The sequence below is a fragment of the Natronobeatus ordinarius genome (genome assembly GCF_024362485.1).
Taxonomy (GTDB): Archaea; Halobacteriota; Halobacteria; order Halobacteriales; family Natrialbaceae; genus Natronobeatus; species Natronobeatus ordinarius.
Genome location: NZ_CP101456.1, coordinates 645,785 through 662,779, shown reverse-complemented (window position 1 = coordinate 662,779; position 16,995 = coordinate 645,785). Strand labels below are relative to the sequence as shown.

The following is a 16,995-nucleotide window of genomic DNA, read 5'->3' as shown; positions in this document are numbered from 1 at the left end:
CGTGTATTCCTCACCCGGTCCAATTAGTGTGCGCTCACACTATGGTTTATGAGTCGTGACCTCGTAGGCTCGGGCATGAGTAGTGAGAGTGTCGACTCCGAGAGCAAGGTTTCGGGAAATCAGGCGAACATTCCCGCCCGTATCCGCCGGAAACTCGATATCGACGACGGTGACAAACTACGCTGGCACATCGAGGATGACGGCACGCTTCGCGTCCAGGTCGTTCAGCAGCGCAGCGGTACGTTCAGCGACTTCGATGGCTACGATGGCGATCAGTCGACAGAAGTCGAGAGCCAGCACGACACGTGGGGCGTCGACATCGAGTAGATGCCCCGCGCACTCGTTGATACGACTGTTCTCTTTGCGGCGGCGTACCGTCGTGACAGTGCACACAACGATGCCCTCCCTATCCTCAGAGGAATCGACACCGCTGCCCTCCCGGAAGCGGTGATTCTCGAGTACGTCCTCGCAGAGACGCTCAATGGGCTGACGACGCACGCGGGCCACGACGCCGCTGTCGACTTTCTCGATCGGGTGGAAGAGAATACGCGATTCCACATCGACTCCCTGACAGCGGACGAGGTTGCCGCGGCAAAATCGCTCTTCCGGCAGCACGAGCGCTTCTCGTTCGTCGATGCCGCTATCGTCGCGTACATGCAGGTGGAGGGGCTCGGTTATCTCTACGCGTTCGACGACGATTTCGACGCTGCAGCGGACGTCTACCGTCTCGACATCGCAACTAACCCATATCAACCTGAGTGACCGATACGTGCCCCCGGGGCTCGTTCACAACGAGTTCTCTGAACTTCCAAACCAGGTTCTCGTCCGCAACGTCTCGTCGAACCGGTGCTTCGATGGTACCCGACGTACCGAACATCAGCTGCAACTGGAAAGAATCCCTGCGATCGATTCGAACCGCTCCTGAGCAGGCGTTGTACGCTCCTTCGGAAACCCGTCTTACCACCGACTGGGAACGAAACGAATCGCTCAGTCCGTCACGGCGGCCACCATCCCTCGCTTGTAGTAGCGCTCGAGCATGAGGAACAGGAGCACGGGAACGGCCATGGTCATCACCGAGCCGGCGGCGACGAGCCCCCACTCGACCTGGATGCGGCCGGTCATCAGCGGGAGCACCTGGGGGGCGAGGTAGAGGTCTGGCGAGCGCATGAACACGAGCGGGAAGAAGAAGGCATTCCAGACCCAGGTGAACTGAATCACGGCGACGGAGACGAGCGCCGGCGTCGACAACGGCAGGATGATCGTCCGGAAGATCTGGTACCGGGAGGCGCCGTCGATCCGGGCGGCTTCCTCGAGTTCCTTGGGGATCCCCAGCAGGTAGTTCCGCAGGAACAAGACGACCCAGCCGAGTCCCCAGCCGATGTGGATCAGGATCAGCCCCATGTAGGTGTCGAACAGCCCGATCCGGTGGAGGAGGTTGTAGTTGCCCATCGCGACCAGTTCGGGCGGCGCGGCCATCACCAGCAGGATGAGGAAAAAGAGCGTGGTCTTCAGCGGGAACTCGAACCTGGCGAACGGGTACGCCGCCATCACGCCGAGCAACATGACGACCAGCACCGCCGGGATGGTGACGATGAACGTGTTGAGCAGCGCTCGTCCCATCGGCGCGGTGCTGTACTCCCAGGCCCGGACGTAGTTCTCGAGGGTCAGGGTCATCCCCTCGAGGTGCCACCAGCCGCCGATGATCTCCGACAGCGGCCGGATCGACGCCATGAACAGCCCGAGAAACGGGACGATCCAGAGGACGGCCAGGGTGATCGCCACGCCGTACTTGAGCGCCCGTCGTTTCGTGGGGATGGCGTGGGAGAGGCGCGTCTGCCAGTCGTACTCGGTCCTCGGTGCGGTGTCGGGCACCTCCTCGATCGACAGGTATCGGCCGCCGTCGGTTCTGTGGGCGGCGGTGTCACGGTCGGTCTCGGGTCCGGCGTCCGCGTCGCGGTCGGTCGGGGAGCTGGTGTCGTCTGTCATGCGTGATCTAATCCATTCGTGCGATGTAGAGGGCGAGTGGGGCGACGATGAACAGCTGGATCAGCGCCACCACCATCGCCTTCCCGTAGTCGATCTCCGGTCGGAACGCGGCGCGGTACACCTCGATGCCGAGCACCGAATACGCGTGGTTCGGGCCGCCTGCGGCGCCGCCGGCCGCGTAGACGATGTCGAACACGCGCATCACCCAGATGATCCCCATGATGACGACCACGGCGGTGACGGGCTTGACCAGCGGCCAGATGATGTCCCAGAACCGACGCCAGGCGCCCGCGCCGTCGACCCGCGCCGACTCGATCAGCGACGGATCGATCGCCGAGAGCGCCGAGCTGTAGAGCAGCATGCTAAAGCCCGTGTGCACCCAGATCCCGCCCAGGATGAGCGCGTAGATCGCGACCTGGGGCGATTGCGTCCAGTTTCTCACCCACTGCTCCTGGCCGAGCACCCGGAGCAGTTCGTTGAAGATGCCGGCCTGGGGATCGTAGATGAACAGCAAGACGAGGCCGATGACGATCGTCGGGACGGTAAAGCCGAGAAAGACCATCGACCGGAGGATTCGACGACCCTTCAGATCGGCGAACAACAGCGCCAGTCCGAGACCCAGCAGCGTACTCGCGGGCACGTGAACGACCACCCACAGCAGGTTGTGCGTGAGCGCGCCCATCGGGTAGCGCAACTCCTGTATGTTCGGCCAGTGGACGATGAGGGGATCGGTGAGCGATCGTATCCAGTTGTCCAGGCCGACGAAGTCCTGCATCGTGAACGCATCCCAGGAGAAGAAACTGCCGATCGTCGCGTAGGCGATCGGCCCGAGTGTAAAGATTCCGAACAGGGTCAGTCCGGGCACCAGGAACACCACGAGGGCGATCGACTTCTCGCGGTCGATGTCGAACCTGGTGCTCCAGTCACCATCCACCTCGAGGCCGTCTACGTGATCTCGTAAGCTCATGGCTCTCCCGTTCAGGCGACGAGTTCGCCGCGCTCGTCGTACAGGTAGGCGTCCTCGTCCACGAACGTCAGGTAGACCCGGTCGTCTCGCTCGAGGTCGGTCTTTCCCACCTTCGCGTTCACGACCTGGTCGTTTACGGCGACGTTGACGAGGGTGTACTCGCCGAGCGGTTCGATCGTGTCCACCGTGCCGGTGATGGCGTTCCCCGAGGGCGGTGGATCAGTTGCTACGGCGAGGTCCTCCGGCCGGACGCCGAGCGAGACGGTCTCCGCGTCGGCATCGTGATCGTCGACACGGCCGTCGACTTCGACCGCCTCGGCTTCGGCCCCGTCGTCGGTGCTCGTCTCAACGGGACCGTCGGTCCGGACGACCTCGCGCTGGCGACCGCCGACGGTCACGCGTTCGCCGTCGACGATTCCCTCGAGGTCGACGGCTCCTGCATCGCCGAGGTCGATCGAGCCGTTCCGACGCGTGCCACGAAAGAGGTTCATCGGCGGCGAGCCGATAAAGCGGGCCACCCACTCCGTTCGGGGACGGGCGTAGAGCTCCTGGGGCGGCGCCACCTGGCGGATCGTTCCCCGGTTCATGACCGCGACCTCGTCGGCCATGCTCATCGCTTCCTCCTGGTTGTGGGTCACGTAGATCGTCGTAATGTCGAGTTCGTCCTGGAGGCGCTTGAGCTCGCTTCGCATCTCCTGGCGCAGTTTGGCGTCGAGGTTCGACAGCGGCTCGTCGAGCAAGAACACCGTCGGCTCGCGGACGATGGCACGAGCCAGCGCCACTCGCTGGCGCTGCCCGCCGCTCAACTCCGCCGGCGGCTTCTCGAGCTGGTCCTCGATGTGTAGCAGTTCCGTGACGTCCGCGATGCGTCGGTCCCGTTCGTCGGGTGAGATCCCGCGGACCTTGAGCGGATACTCGATGTTGCCCTTGACGGTCATGTGCGGGTAGAGTGCGTAGTTCTGGAAGACCATCGCCACGTTCCGGGCACTCGGCGAGCGGTCGGTGACCCGCTCGTCGTCGAAGTAGATTTCTCCCTCCGAGGGCGTCTCGAGCCCCGCAATCATCCGCAGCGACGTCGTCTTCCCACAGCCGGACGGCCCCAGCATGACGAGGAACTCGCCGTCCTCGACCTCGAGGTCGATCCGATAGTTCGCGACGGTCGCACCTCCGTCGAAGTACTTGCTGACGTTCCGTAACGAAATCCGCGTCATCGGTTGTGGTCGTACGCTGGAGACACCCATCAACCCCGGCTATAGTATCACCATTGTTGATGTATGACCTCGCCCGCAATCGGCCATTACACGCCCTAATTCCGGCGAAAATCGCTTCGTTCTAGGAGTTATTATCACATAACTAGCTGTTATTCCCGACCGACTCCGACCCGGTACGGTCACGGAGGACGCGTCGGTGAACCACCTCGGAGTCACGTGGTTCGAGACGCCGAAGGCGCCTCGTCATCACGAGAGCGTTCCGCTCTCTCGAACGACCCCGAGGCACTCAGCCTGTTCCGCCTGTAGCCCCCCGGTCGTCGTCCGCTGGCCGTCGGCCGGTTCGAGGTCGGAGTAGCCACCGACCGTCAGTGTACGCCGGCTCACAGCGTGTCCACCGGCTCACAGTGTGTCCCCCGTTTCGGGTGTGACGATAGCGCACTCACACAGGATGGGACGTGGCTCCGTCCGTCCAGCTGGGTGCGTGACCTCGTACGGGTAGGGCTCGACACTGGCGACGACAGCGACCTCGAGTCAATCGTTCGACTCCCGTCGGCGGTCGATCGGCTCGAGGGCACTGCTGTCTCCGCAGTCGGGACAGGCCAGTTCTCCCTTGACGTCGGTCACTGACTCGCTTCGAGGGAACGTCGCCCCACACGCACCACAGCGCGTGGTGTCGCGGTCGGTCTGTGACCGGGCAGGGAGCCCCCGAACGACGCCGCTCCCACAGGCCGGACACGAGAGGCCGGCCCCGGTGGTCGCCTCGCGTCGGGGAAAGGTCTCGCCACACTCTAGGCAGCTGGCTCTCGGTCCTGTCATCGCTTCTATTGCCATATGGTATCGTGGCGCTCAGACTTCAGTTCGTCGGTTGCCGTGCTCTCCCCGCGGTCATCGGTCGCTGACGCCCGGTGCGTCGGTGTCGATGGGGTGCGGGTCCTGGTCGATCCCGACGATCGACCGCTCCTGGGCTGCCTCGTAGGAGGCGCCGAGTGCGATCAGGAAGCCGACCATGGCGGTCATGAGCGCGACGGCCCCGACAGCCACGACGGCGATCGAGAACAGCGCGCCCGACAGGGCCTGTGCCGACGTCAGGAGTGACACCGCCGTCACGGCCGCGATGAGCGTGAGCAGCCGACCGAACCGACCGGTATCGAACCCCTCCTCGGGTTCGTCGGTCTCGAGCAACTCGTTCAAGACGCCGCGATACTCCTCGTCGGATCCGATCGTCCCGAGCGAGTGGATCGAGTGGGCGACCCACAACCCGGCGGTGAAGCCGAGCAGTGCGGCGAACGAGACCAGTCCCAGTTCCCCGTCGACGAAGAACCCCGCCAGAACTGCGCCGACGAACGTGACCACCATGATCGCGTGGAGGACGAGCGACCGCGTTCCGAACGCTTCCAGCCGTGATACGTGAGCAAATGCCATGACCTAGAGTGGCTTCCAGCGGGCATGAAGTGGACACCTTACTATGGCAACCGCTCGCGACGGATCCGCGCTTCGTCGTCGCCGGTCGACGACGCGGCTCGTGGACGACTGTCACGTTTCCGAACGTTCTTGATTCGAGGGCGCAACGGCCCGGTCATGACCGAGGAGTACGACGCCGACCGGTCGTTGCTCGAGATCGACTGGAGCGAGCGGCCGTCAGACGCCGAACTCGCGGCCGCTCGAACCGACGCGACGCTTGCGGTTCCTGACCAGGACGAAGCAATACCCGACGCCGCCCGCGAACTCGAGACGATCATGGACGAGATCCACGTCAACGGTGGCGCGCACCTCGGCGTCGTGCGCGTGCCGCCCAAGGAGGTGCTCGACTGGTTCCTCTCGCGAAGCGAAACCGGGTGGCTCCGCCGCGACGTCCTCGCCTCGGACGCGCTCGCCGACGCCCTCCCCGCGCTGGGACTGCCGTCGGACCGCCACCCGCGGGACTACGCGGACCTCGAGTGGGAACGCTACCCGTCGTACACGCTCGACGGCCACCTCGCCCGCCATCTCGTCGCAGGCGGCGCGTACTACAGCTTCCTCGAACCGCCGTTCCAGGACGCCGACGCCGAGGTGCCCGGCTACGAGCACGTTCCGGCGACCTATGGCGACCCCGCCGACGCCAAGCGACTCGGCGAGCGCTTCGTCGACGCCGTCTTCGACGAGCGCTACCAGGAGTTCACTGTCTCCGTGACGTTCGACCAGTGGTGTGACTGGTTCAAGCCGGTGCCAGTGTGGGACGTCACGTACGTCTGTTTCGACCGACGCACGCGACTCGTGTGGGTGTTCGTCGTCACGGGAGCGGACTGACGTCGACCCGTCTCACGGCACGTACGGCGAACGCCGGTGCGGACGACGCGACGTGCGAGGCGATCGGTCACCTCCTGCGATGCACATTCACGGGTCGCCGGTCGGGAATTTGTCGTCGGTCGATTCGAGCAGACGTCGGCCCGCGATCTGCGATCTCGAAACGCCTCCATACGGATCGGTATACCGTGTTACCGGTGATCGCTCGAACGGGGCAGCGATGACCGGTACCGAATTACAACAGACCGTATCAGTCGGCGGCCTCCCGACAGTTTTCACCGGAAACCGTTCGAAAGGCACGTCGGTGTCGCTTCGGCACAGATCGAGACATGGGAGTGCGGGCGATCTGAAAACGGCGACTATCCAAAAGTTCAATATTATTTATATGTTCAAAGATACTATGATCCACAATAAATATAATAACCATTTTTCTTATACTATAAAATCAGCCATAGTAGGCCATTTACTTGGGTAGCTAACAGAGCATCCATCAAACAAAATTCGTAAATACTAGTACTAACTCTCATCGAACGAGAATGTCTGATAGCAGTAAATTTGGACGACGCGAGACGCTCAAACTGATGGGGATTGTCGGACTCGGCGTCGCAAGTAGCGCACCGGTGGCGACGGCTGCCAGTGGCAGCGACTATCCGATCGACGCCGACGAATGGGCTATGTACGGGCGAACCCCCGATCAGTCCGGCTATAACGACGGTACGACTGGTCCTGCAGACGATACGAACGGCGTGACGCTCGACTGGTGGGAGACGCTGGCTGCAGCCACGAGTGCACCGGCAGTCGACGGCGATCGTGCGTACGTCGCTGCGGAGCAGCTGTACGGGATCGACGTCGACGAGGGACGGATCGACTGGGAACTCGAGCTCGACGACTCCTTCGAAGGTCGACCAGTCCTCGCCGGTGGGTACGTTCTCGCGTACGAGCGAGACTGGAGCGGTGACACGACCCGTTTACACGCGGTCGACGCCGAGAACGGGACGAGACGGTGGGATGAGCCGGTGTCGGAGGGTGCGACACCCCCCGTCGCAGACGAAGCGCAGGTGTACGTCGGCGACGAAGACGACGTTCGCGCCCTCGCACTGTCGACAGGTGAAGAGCAGTGGACGTTCTCGCCGACCGAACCGATCGCCACGTCGCCAGCGCTCGCCGACGACGTCCTCTATGTTGGGACCGAAGAGGAGTGGGGGGAGAACACGTCGTATCTCCACGCGATCGACGTCGACTCGGGCGATGACGACTGGACCGCCGAACCGGGTTCCGGGGACGTCACCGACGTCGTCGTCGGAGACGGGTTGGTGTTCGTCTCGACCGAGAACGGAGACGTTCGAGCCTACGGTACTGACGGAACCGTCGAGTGGATCGAACACGAGGTGTCGGGGTCGGTCGAGTACCTGGCCGTCGACGACGAGCGTCTGTACGCGGCGACCAACGACGGGATAACGGCACTGGACCCGACGTCCGGAGGGGAGGAGTGGAGCGAGTCGGTCGGCCACGTGTCGGATAAACCGGCAGTCTCGACGGCCGGACTGTTCGTCGGCACACACGACGACGACGTGTTCGTGCTCGAGCCGACGTCGGGCGACGTGAGCTGGAAGCGAATCAACGACGCAGCCATTTCTGGACCAGTTGTCACGGGCGACCGAGCGTTCATTGGAGGTAGTCGAACGCTGCGGACGCACACAACCGGCGACCTGCCGGAGACGACCGTCCCGGACGTGCCAGAGGGCCACTGGCGGTTCGATGGCTACGACGCGGCAGGAACGAGCCACAACCCAACGGCAGACACGCCCGACGCAGACGCTGACGGCCCCTCCCTGCGCTGGTGGCGAACGTTCGACGAACCGGCCAGTGCACCGGCCATCGACGGAGACACCGCCTACGTCGCCGCAGAGGACCTGTACGCCCTCGAGACGGAGGACGGCAGCGTCCGGTGGCAGTACGAGGCGGACGACGACTTCACCGGCGATCGACCGGTCATCACCGGAGACATCGTGTTCGGAATCGAACGAGAGTGGGGCGGTGATCCGGCTCGCCTCCACGCGATCGACGCCACGAATGGAAGCCTTCGATGGGACAGTGACCTCACGGAACCCACTCAACACCCGGTTGCTGGCGAAGAACAGATATTCGTCACCGCTGGCGAATCCGTCCGCGCGCACGATCTCCGTAGTGGTCGACAGGAGTGGCGGTTCGAGCTCCGCGAACCGCCGACGACGACACCGGTACTCGCGGGTGATCGGCTGTACGTCGGCACGGAAGAAGCCTGGGACGACGACGAAGCGTACGTGTACGCGATCAACGCAGCAACCGGAAACGGACTCTGGCGAACTTCTCACCAGGACGGCGGCGACGTTTCGTCGATGGCAGGATCGGACGACGCACTGTACGTCGCCTACGAAACCGGGGGCGTCGTGGCCTACGACCACGACGGTGAGGAACTGTGGAGCCACGACAGCTCCGCGGATCGGTTTGACCACGTCGGGACAGACGGTGAGCGAGTGTACGTCGCGACGGACGATTCACCGGGGGTGACAGCCCTCGACACCGCCGATGGATCGGTCGTTGGGCGGACCTCGAGCGTCGACCGAGCGATATCTCCACCTGTCTCGACCCCGAGCGGAGTGCTGGTCGGCACCGAGTCTAACGACGTCGTCCTTCTCGATCTGGAATCGGACGAGACGGTCTGGAGACGACAACACGACGACAGCGCCGCCCTCGTCGCGGTCGAAGGCGACGTGTACGCTGGCGGAGGCCCGACGCTTCGCGTCCACTCCGATGGTCCACTGTCGACGGTTGAGCCCGAAGCGGTCGGCCCGCTTGCCTGGCACGCCGCCGGCCGAACGATGTCTCAGTCCGGCTACACCGGTGACGAATCGGGCCCGATAGCAGACGACACCCTTGAGCAGCTCTGGAGCGTCGATACCGACTACGACCAGACGACGCCGCCCGCATCCGACGGCGAAGTCGGCTACGTCGCCGCCGATTCGCTCTTCGCGTACGAGCTTCGCAGCGGTGAGCGCGTCTGGGAGTACGAAACGGACGAGTATCTCGAGGCCGTCCAGCCCGTCATCGCGGGACAGACCGTGCTCGCAATCGAACGAGACTGGGGCGGTGAGACGGAGACGATTCACGCGGTGAATCGGAAAACCGGTGACGGGCGCTGGACTGCGCCCGTCGATGACGGCGCACGGTCGCCAGTCGCCGGGGACGACCTCGTGTTCGTCGCGTCGGGAAGCCACGTCGAGGCACGTTCGCTCTTCACCGGCGATCAAGTCTGGCGATTCGAACTCGAGGAGGACGTCGGTACGGACCCGGCGCTCTCGCTCTCTGACGGACGATTGTACGTTGGAACCGAAGCCGACTGGAGTAGCGACGTCGCTCACGTGTACGCGATCAACGCGGCGACCGGGAACGGACTCTGGCGAACTCATCGTGACGGCGGCGACGTCACGTCGCTTGCGGTTTCGGATTCAGGCGACACCGTGTACGCCGTCTTCGACGCGGACGGGGTCGTTGCGTACGACCGCAATGGCGACGAACAGTGGCGCCACGACAGCTCCGCGGCTCGGTTCGAGCACGTCGGTACAGACGGCGAAACCGTATATGTTGCAACAGCTGAGTACCCGGGTATCTCGGCGCTCGATGCCGAGACCGGCGACCTCGTCTGGCGAAACGGTGTCAACGGAGCGATTACGACCCGACCCGCAATCAGCGATCAGGCAGTGTTCGTCGGCACCGACGAGAGCGAACTCGTCGCACTCGCAACTGACACCGGCAACGTGCATTGGCAGCGAACCTACGACGGCCCCGCTGCGAGCCCAGTAGTGTCCGGCAATCGGATCTACGTTGGCGGTGAGAGTTCGACGCTTCGAGCGTTCTCCGATGCCGTTCCACCGGTGGCCGAACTCGAGTACGAGGACCCAGTCCTGGTCGACGAACCGACCGTCTTCGACGCCACAGCGTCACAGCCGGGCGACGCGCCGATTTCGGAGTACCGATGGGATTTCACCGGCGACGGGGAAATCGACGCAACCGGTTCGCAGGTCGAATACACCTTCGAAGACGAACGTCCCTACGAGGTGCGACTGCTCGTCGTCGACGAAAATGGGATCGCCGACGTCGAGCGCCAGCACCTTACCGTCAGTGACGACCCGCTCGAGAAGTATCGAGACGACGGAGCGGTCGAAACGAGCGGGTTGCGGAAGGCTATCGACGACTGGCGGACCAACGAGATCGAAACCGGGCTGCTTCGCGACGTCATCGACGCCTGGCGGAGTTCCTGACACGGATCGGTATACCGTGTTACCGGTAATCGCTACCCCGTCCGAATAGTAACCGTTGAAAGTCATTGCACACCCGGTCACGAACGTCGGCGGCCAGCCTCGACGACGACACCGAGGCTGGCCGCTCGGCCGTGACCGGGTGTAACTCGTTTCAACGAGTACTATAACACGCCACACGAACTCATCGAGAAGGCACCCGATCGCGAGCAGCCGGGGCACCTGCAATCACACTTACCTACTGATGGTAACATATTTGTAAAATACGTCGGAACCGGAAGACGTGAAACGACGATCCATCCTCGCTTCGATCGGGACGGGGGCCGTCGGACTCGCTGGCTGTCTCGGCGTGCTCGACGGCAGTACCGACTGCGAACCAACCGAAGACGAGACCACGTTTGAAGACGCGATGACGCTCGTCGATGAACCGGGCATGACCGCCCCCCGAATCTCGGTGCGTGGAACGATCGTTGCGTTCCCGGCTCGCGGCCTGCTCCTCGAGGATCCGACGGGGGTTGCCAGGATCACGACCGGCCTCCAGTACGAGTTCGACACGGACAGACTGGACCCTGGAGACTGTGTGAGCGCAGACGTCACCCTCGACAAACGATCGACGTGGGACAACCAGCTGCCCATCCTCAGCGTGAGACGTGATCACTTCGAACGGGAGGGCACCACGGAAAACGCCGACGTCGACCGATTCACCGGCGTCAGCCCTCCCGACGCGAGCTTCGAGGTCGACTTCGACTCGGAAATCGGCTCGAGCACGACGACCGTGACCCTCACTCACGACGGTGGCGAAGCGGTCGAATCGAGTGCCCTGTTCGTATGTCACGGCCCGGAGCGAGCGGAGGTTCGACGACCGACGCTCGAGGAGACGACCATCGATTCCTGGGAGGACCTCGCCGGTTCGACAGGGGACGTAACGAGCGGCGATTCGGTGACGGTCGAACTCACCGATGGGACGAACGGGTCGCTCCTCTGGCAGTCCGAGATCGGCTGGAACAGACAACTCCGTGGGTTCGCCGTCTGACCGCGCTATTCGTCCGGCGCCACCGCACGGAAACGTCGCCACGAAAAGCGCCAGCTCGTGGACACCACGTTCTCCGCTGGCGAAGTCGTTCGCGACAGAAATGCCGCCTCCCGGATGTAATTCGGGGGCTGCAGATTGATTTAGCTGTTTCAGCCACTCATTCCGGCGTCTGTGGACTATCGGGTAACTCCCGCCACAAACGACGAGTTCGAACCCGCTACTGGAGCGAAAATGATCTATCCAAATGGCCCTCTCAAACCCATAATTAGACCATCATCTTCATTAACGAAGGCAATAAAATCCCGGCATGCGAACGACTATCGGGTGGGCGGTTCGTCGTTCTCCAGGGGGAGACCTGATCGTAGGCGGCCTGGCGACGTGTCTTTCGATCGGGATCTTTCTCGGCGTTGAGGCGGTTGCCGCGACGAGAACGATGCCACTGGAGGTGGGGGTCCTTGGTGTGCTCGGCGTTTCGCTCGTCACCCTCGCCAGCGTACCAGTGCTGGTCGGTATCTACGCGCGAGTCGGCCGCGACGCAGCCGATATCGGGGTCGAATCTACCACTAACCGAATCGCAGGGGTTCCGGACGGTCGGCTTCGGGAAACGGCCCGACTCACAGCCGCCACACTCTGGCGACGTGGCAGTACGCTTCTGGCCGGTCTCGGTATCGCTATCGTCGCGAGTCTCCTGGTCGGGGTCCTCGCTACCACCGTCCTCCACGCCGTCGTACTCTCCGTCCTGACGATCGCTGGCTACGCTTCCTACGCACTCGGCTACGGCCAACTGGTCCCCGCAGTCAGGATGTTCCATCTCAGTGCCGTGCTCGTCGGTCTGGGGCTGTCTATCGGCGTGCTCTCGGTGCGATTTTTCGACTGCGTGATCTGCTGGACCGACGCCGGACCGGTCGTCTCCGTGCGTGAGAGCCTTCGATTTACCAGAACCCAACCGCGAACTGTACTCGGATACGCTCTCGTCACGACGGTCCTGTTTGCGATCCCGAACGCGGTATTCGTGGCAGCGGCGACGCTACACGAAACGCTCGCACTCGGTTTGCTCGTCCTCTTTACGAGCGCGAGCCTCGGTGTGTACGCCAACTTCCACGCCCGGGTGTGTCACCAGCAACTGCTCCCGGTCTGCTGTGGAACCAAATCAGTCGAGAAACTCCCACCGGCTGACCAACCCGGATCACGCGCTTCCGTCCCGTTGTACTCCGTGCAGAACCGGCCACTCGTCGCCAATCCTTTGGCCGTCGCGCTGGCACTCCTGCTGGTTATGGCGTTGCTGGTCGGAAGTGGAACAGTTCGCACACTGGACGTCCGCCCGGTCGATACGCCCGACGAACCCGGCCCGATCAACGAATTCGACGATGCCGCAGCACTCATCAGTCCCGATGCGATTCCCCAGATCGAGGCAAATCACCGCGCTGTCGTGAGTGCGTACGCGCACAACGAGACCCAGGGCCGATGGGTCAAATCGAGCCAGTGGCGCTACGAAATGGATCACCAACAGCGTCGCTATATCGTTTCGTGGACCACGTTCGACCATCATGGTGAGCCGACGAGTTCGAACACGGGCTATTTCAGCACGAAACAGTTCGCTATGCAGTGGATCGATCCCCAAGATCCACAGCCACCGTCCGAGCTTTCCGATCGCGCCTGGCACGAACGCGTGGCCGGGAACTGGGTCGTCTACTCGGTCTCCGGGTACGAGGTCGCCGGCGAACCATCTGGGTCAATCAACGCGACTCCCGAGTTTTTCGAACAGGACTGGCAGGTCGTCGACGAAACCCATCGCACGATCACGCTCGCTGTCAGCGGACGCGATGCCGTCCCAGTAAACGAACGGGGGCATGGTCCGATCGAGACAGCCGACGTCGAAGTGACGATCGATCGGGAGACCGGATACGTCGTCGAGGTATCCCAAACGGTCCACCGCGAAGACGACGAGCTCGAACCGCTCCGAACACACGTCGAATTCGAGAACTGGGGTGACCACGTCGTCGATCGGCCCGCCGCTATCGAAGTCCAGGCCATAGAATGGATCTGGGGTGTCGCCTCATACTGACGCTCGCTCCACATTGCTCTCAGCGCCGAGTTTGCCGAGTCATTGAGGACTGGCGAGACCATCATCGCCATGACTCTCACTCGTCATTTCTCTCAGGTTGCAGTACTGGTAGGGATCGAATTTTAGTCAAAATCAGCATACCACGGCGAGCGAAGCGAGTCGTGGTTTCACCGGAGCCTCACTCCGTTCGGCTCCGGCCTTGTTCGCCCACGGTCTTCGAGTGACGAGAGATCTTGTGTCTCTCGGACCATGCGAACGGCGCGTCGCGCCGTGAGCAGAGAGTGGTCGCCTACGGCGATCCGACGGTGAAAAAGGTGGAGTGCCGCCTCCCGGATTTGAACCACACCTGAGAACCTGCTCGCTTCGCTCGCAGAACCTCAGTCTAGTTCAAATCCGCTCAGAACGCATACTTGCGGCTCGCGAGTTTGCTCGCCGCAAAAGTATGCCGCCTCCCGGATTTGAACCGGAAAAAGACATTCCGGGGTGCTCGCTTCGCTGCGCTCCCGGGCCGTGTCTTTTAGGGTTCAGAATCCGGTCGCTGGCAGTTTCGTGACCGACGGCTCACTCGCTACGCTCGTTCGCGAGGTCGGCCACAGAAACATGCCGCCTCCCGGATTTGAACCGGGGACAGCTCGATCTTCAGTCGAGTGCTCTCCCAGTCTGAGCTAAGGCGGCTCATCCAATTCTCGGTCGAAGGAGGAAAAAAGGATTTCGAATCGTCGGTGCAATTTTTGCCGCTACGGCCAGTAATCGATTCCATCACTGTCCCGCACAGCGAGTCAACATCTCATTAGTAATCTCGGACGTACGTTCAACGTATCCAAACTATCGGCAGTCGTGTGTTTGTTCTTCAGATATTCAAGACACCCTTTTGCGGTTCGGGAAGTAACTGTGTGTTATGGAGGCCCTTACCAGTGGTCAGGAGACGCAGAACCTGACCGCAGACACCATCCTCGAGCTCCTCGCGAACCGTCGCCGACGGTACCTCCTCTACGCACTCCGGGGGCGAGACGAGCCGGTCGAACTCTCGAGACTCGCCGAAACGGTCGCCGGCTGGGAACACGACGTCCCACCCGACGAGGTCGAAAAGAACGAGTACAAGAGCGTTTACGTCTCCTCCGTCCAGTGTCACGTCCCAAAACTCGCCGACTCCGGCGTCGTCGAACACGATACGGACAGCCACTCGGTCGTCCTCTCGGAGAACTTCGACCAGCTCCGACCGTATCTCCAGCTCGTGATGCTCGACGAGCCCAGACACTCCACGCTCCGGGAGGCACTCGAGGACGAGTCGGGTGACGGATTTATTCGACAGATTCGTGAAAACGTCGCTCGGCTCAAGCCCTAACTACTCCTTGCAATTGCAGGCTACACGACGGTAGCACGTGCTTAGCTCGAGCCGTCGTGACGCGGCGCTGATCGGCCGTCGCACGCTCGAGGTCACGACCCCGGCCAACCGCTTCGAACCCGACTAGTCCGGGCGCCCGACGTGCTGTGTCCCGCGGCCGGGACACGTTGTACCGCGCTCGTGTCCCGGAGCATGCAGGTCACAGCGTTTCCAGTGTCCCGTTCGTACTCGAGAGAACGATGGCTCCCGACGATCCCACGGACACGCCCACACACGATACGGAAGCGGCGAGACAGGAGGGCGCAGAGATGGGGCGAAGCTGGCTCCAGGTCGCGGTCGTTGCGACCTTCGCGACCCTCCTGCTCGCGCTCGGACTCTTGCAAGCGACGGGGGTGATCGACCTGTTCGCCCCGATCGCGGGGGCCGAAACCACCCAGTGGCTCGTCTTCGTCGTCCTCGCAGTCGTCGTCGCTGTCGTCGGTGCCTGGAGCTGGAAGACCGCCTGACCCTCGAGTCTCGATACGCCGTCGCCGGTCGACGACCCGCGCTACGAGAAGCGTAGGTTTTTCGCCTCTCGCTGGCAAGCGGTGATATGTCGAACCCGTTCGGAACCGTTCCACCGGAGGCGATTCTCGAGGGTGTCGCGACGGACGCCTACTTCGAGCGAACGCGAACGACGCTCGAGTACGCCGGGAAGAACCCCCACGTGGTCACCGAGGTGACCGCCGATCAGTTCTCGACCGGGGCGTTCGAAGTGTTCACCGGCGTCGCCGAGGTCGCGAGGCTGTTCGAGGGACGGGCCGTCGACGTCGACGCGCTCCCCGACGGACAGCTGTTCGACGGCGGCCCCGTGATGCGGATCGAGGGGCCGTACCTCGAGTTCGCCGAACTCGAGACCTCGCTGCTCGGCCTCCTGTCTCAGCCCAGTGGCTTCGCGACGGCCGCACTCGAGACGCGTCTGGCCGCGCCCGACTCGCTGGTGCTCTCGTTCGGTGCGCGTCACGTCCATCCGTCGATCGCGGCCGTGGTCGAGCGAGCGGCGTTGCTCGCCGGCCTCGACGGCTTCTCCCACGTCGCCGCCGGCCAGCTCCTCGGTCGCGAGGCGAGCGGGACGATGCCCCACGCGCTCATGTTCTGTTTCGGCGAGGGCGAGCAGGCAGCGGCGTGGGAGGCGTTCGACGCGGCCGTCCCTGAAGACGTGCCGCGGATCGCGCTCACGGACACGTTCTGGGACGAGAAAAGCGAGAGCCTGCTCGCAGCGGAGACCCTCGGCGACCGGCTCGACGGCGTCCGACTGGACACGACGGGATCGCGACGCGGCGATTTCCGCCACATCGTCCGCGAGGTGCGCTGGGAGCTCGACGCCCGGGGCTTCGAGGACGTCGACGTCTTCTGTAGCGGCGGGCTCGGCCCCGAACAGCTCCGGGCGCTCCGGGACGTCGCCGACGGTTTCGGCGTCGGCAGCCACATCACCAGCGCCGATCCGATCGACTTCAGCCTCGACATCGTTTCCCTCGAGGGCGAGCCGGTCTCGAAGCGCGGCAAGCTCGCCGGGGTGAAAGACGTCTACCGGACACCCGACGGGGGCCACCACGTCGTCCTCGCGGACACTGACGGTCCCGAGGACGGTGAGCCGCTGCTCGAGCCGCTCGTCCGCGACGGCGAGGTCGTTCGGGAGTTCGACCTCGAGACGGCGAGCGAGCGCTGTCTGGCCGACGCGTCGGTGGTCGGATTCGGGGCGCAGGCGGAGTGAGCGTCGCGACGTGGGGCGGCCACGGGCGAACCAGGGATCGTCGGTAGAACGAAG

The 16,995-nt window shown here is 63.3% G+C and carries 15 protein-coding genes and 1 tRNA gene; 9 read left to right on the top strand and 7 right to left on the bottom strand.

Annotated elements, in window-relative coordinates; all coding sequences use genetic code 11:
• Positions 1–75 precede the first annotated feature (75 nt).
• Complete coding sequence (locus NMQ09_RS03455; RefSeq protein ID WP_255193054.1) at positions 76–327, top strand: AbrB/MazE/SpoVT family DNA-binding domain-containing protein; 252 nt, start codon at positions 76–78, stop codon at positions 325–327.
• On the top strand, positions 328–762 hold the full coding sequence (locus tag NMQ09_RS03450) for a PIN domain-containing protein (RefSeq protein WP_255193053.1): 435 nt from the start codon (positions 328–330) through the stop codon (positions 760–762).
• 225 nt (positions 763–987) lie between these two features.
• On the opposite strand, the gene NMQ09_RS03445 is transcribed toward NMQ09_RS03450, so the two are convergent.
• The 6 genes from NMQ09_RS03445 to NMQ09_RS03420 all read right to left on the bottom strand — a co-directional run bounded on the left by NMQ09_RS03445 (position 988) and on the right by NMQ09_RS03420 (position 5,586).
• Positions 988–1,986, bottom strand: a complete 999-nt coding sequence (locus tag NMQ09_RS03445) for a carbohydrate ABC transporter permease (RefSeq protein ID WP_255193052.1) — start codon at positions 1,984–1,986, stop codon at positions 988–990.
• Between the two features lie 7 nt (positions 1,987–1,993).
• On the bottom strand, positions 1,994–2,953 hold the full coding sequence (locus NMQ09_RS03440) for a carbohydrate ABC transporter permease (RefSeq protein WP_255193051.1): 960 nt from the start codon (positions 2,951–2,953) through the stop codon (positions 1,994–1,996).
• An 11-nt stretch (positions 2,954–2,964) separates the two neighbouring features.
• Complete coding sequence (locus NMQ09_RS03435) at positions 2,965–4,164, bottom strand: ABC transporter ATP-binding protein (RefSeq protein ID WP_255193050.1); 1,200 nt, start codon at positions 4,162–4,164, stop codon at positions 2,965–2,967.
• Between the two features lie 246 nt (positions 4,165–4,410).
• Positions 4,411–4,548, bottom strand: coding sequence for a hypothetical protein (locus NMQ09_RS03430; RefSeq protein ID WP_255193049.1), 138 nt, complete (start codon positions 4,546–4,548; stop codon positions 4,411–4,413).
• 147 nt (positions 4,549–4,695) lie between these two features.
• A complete protein-coding gene (locus NMQ09_RS03425; protein WP_255193048.1) occupies positions 4,696–4,980 on the bottom strand; it encodes a hypothetical protein in 285 nt (94 codons plus the stop codon).
• A 69-nt stretch (positions 4,981–5,049) separates the two neighbouring features.
• Positions 5,050–5,586, bottom strand: coding sequence for a hypothetical protein (locus NMQ09_RS03420; protein ID WP_255193047.1), 537 nt, complete (start codon positions 5,584–5,586; stop codon positions 5,050–5,052).
• A 156-nt stretch (positions 5,587–5,742) separates the two neighbouring features.
• Between NMQ09_RS03420 and NMQ09_RS03415 the strand changes: the two genes are divergently transcribed.
• The 4 genes from NMQ09_RS03415 to NMQ09_RS03400 all read left to right on the top strand — a co-directional run bounded on the left by NMQ09_RS03415 (position 5,743) and on the right by NMQ09_RS03400 (position 13,843).
• Positions 5,743–6,450, top strand: coding sequence for a hypothetical protein (locus tag NMQ09_RS03415; protein WP_255193046.1), 708 nt, complete (start codon positions 5,743–5,745; stop codon positions 6,448–6,450).
• A 671-nt stretch (positions 6,451–7,121) separates the two neighbouring features.
• Positions 7,122–10,748: an outer membrane protein assembly factor BamB family protein gene (locus NMQ09_RS03410; RefSeq protein ID WP_255193045.1), complete on the top strand. Its 3,627-nt coding sequence runs from the start codon at positions 7,122–7,124 to the stop codon at positions 10,746–10,748.
• 280 nt (positions 10,749–11,028) lie between these two features.
• Positions 11,029–11,778, top strand: coding sequence for a hypothetical protein (locus NMQ09_RS03405; RefSeq protein WP_255193044.1), 750 nt, complete (start codon positions 11,029–11,031; stop codon positions 11,776–11,778).
• 433 nt (positions 11,779–12,211) lie between these two features.
• Positions 12,212–13,843 (top strand): hypothetical protein, encoded by a 1,632-nt coding sequence (locus tag NMQ09_RS03400; protein WP_255193043.1) that lies wholly within the window; start codon positions 12,212–12,214, stop codon positions 13,841–13,843.
• 601 nt (positions 13,844–14,444) lie between these two features.
• Here the strand turns inward: NMQ09_RS03400 and NMQ09_RS03395 are convergent.
• Positions 14,445–14,518 (bottom strand) — tRNA-Phe (locus NMQ09_RS03395).
• Between the two features lie 223 nt (positions 14,519–14,741).
• Between NMQ09_RS03395 and NMQ09_RS03390 the strand changes: the two genes are divergently transcribed.
• From NMQ09_RS03390 to NMQ09_RS03380, 3 genes are all read left to right on the top strand, one after another.
• Positions 14,742–15,188 carry a DUF7344 domain-containing protein gene (locus NMQ09_RS03390; protein WP_255193042.1) on the top strand — a complete coding sequence of 149 codons (447 nt, stop codon included), beginning with the start codon at positions 14,742–14,744 and terminating at the stop codon, positions 15,186–15,188.
• A gap of 239 nt (positions 15,189–15,427) precedes the next feature.
• Positions 15,428–15,694 carry a hypothetical protein gene (locus NMQ09_RS03385; protein ID WP_255193041.1) on the top strand — a complete coding sequence of 89 codons (267 nt, stop codon included), beginning with the start codon at positions 15,428–15,430 and terminating at the stop codon, positions 15,692–15,694.
• 86 nt (positions 15,695–15,780) lie between these two features.
• Positions 15,781–16,941, top strand: coding sequence for a nicotinate phosphoribosyltransferase (locus NMQ09_RS03380; protein WP_255193040.1), 1,161 nt, complete (start codon positions 15,781–15,783; stop codon positions 16,939–16,941).
• The last annotated feature ends 54 nt before the right edge of the window (positions 16,942–16,995 follow it).

Coding starts and splice junctions, on each gene's coding strand:
- NMQ09_RS03455 (WP_255193054.1), top strand. CDS start 76: ATGAGTAGTGAGAGTGTCGACTCCGAGAGCAAGGTTTCGGGAAATCAG.
- NMQ09_RS03450 (WP_255193053.1), top strand. CDS start 328: ATGCCCCGCGCACTCGTTGATACGACTGTTCTCTTTGCGGCGGCGTAC.
- NMQ09_RS03445 (WP_255193052.1), bottom strand. CDS start 1,986: ATGACAGACGACACCAGCTCCCCGACCGACCGCGACGCGGACGCCGGA.
- NMQ09_RS03440 (WP_255193051.1), bottom strand. CDS start 2,953: ATGAGCTTACGAGATCACGTAGACGGCCTCGAGGTGGATGGTGACTGG.
- NMQ09_RS03435 (WP_255193050.1), bottom strand. CDS start 4,164: ATGACGCGGATTTCGTTACGGAACGTCAGCAAGTACTTCGACGGAGGT.
- NMQ09_RS03425 (WP_255193048.1), bottom strand. CDS start 4,980: ATGACAGGACCGAGAGCCAGCTGCCTAGAGTGTGGCGAGACCTTTCCC.
- NMQ09_RS03420 (WP_255193047.1), bottom strand. CDS start 5,586: ATGGCATTTGCTCACGTATCACGGCTGGAAGCGTTCGGAACGCGGTCG.
- NMQ09_RS03415 (WP_255193046.1), top strand. CDS start 5,743: ATGACCGAGGAGTACGACGCCGACCGGTCGTTGCTCGAGATCGACTGG.
- NMQ09_RS03410 (WP_255193045.1), top strand. CDS start 7,122: ATGTACGGGCGAACCCCCGATCAGTCCGGCTATAACGACGGTACGACT.
- NMQ09_RS03400 (WP_255193043.1), top strand. CDS start 12,212: ATGCCACTGGAGGTGGGGGTCCTTGGTGTGCTCGGCGTTTCGCTCGTC.
- NMQ09_RS03390 (WP_255193042.1), top strand. CDS start 14,742: ATGGAGGCCCTTACCAGTGGTCAGGAGACGCAGAACCTGACCGCAGAC.
- NMQ09_RS03385 (WP_255193041.1), top strand. CDS start 15,428: ATGGCTCCCGACGATCCCACGGACACGCCCACACACGATACGGAAGCG.
- NMQ09_RS03380 (WP_255193040.1), top strand. CDS start 15,781: ATGTCGAACCCGTTCGGAACCGTTCCACCGGAGGCGATTCTCGAGGGT.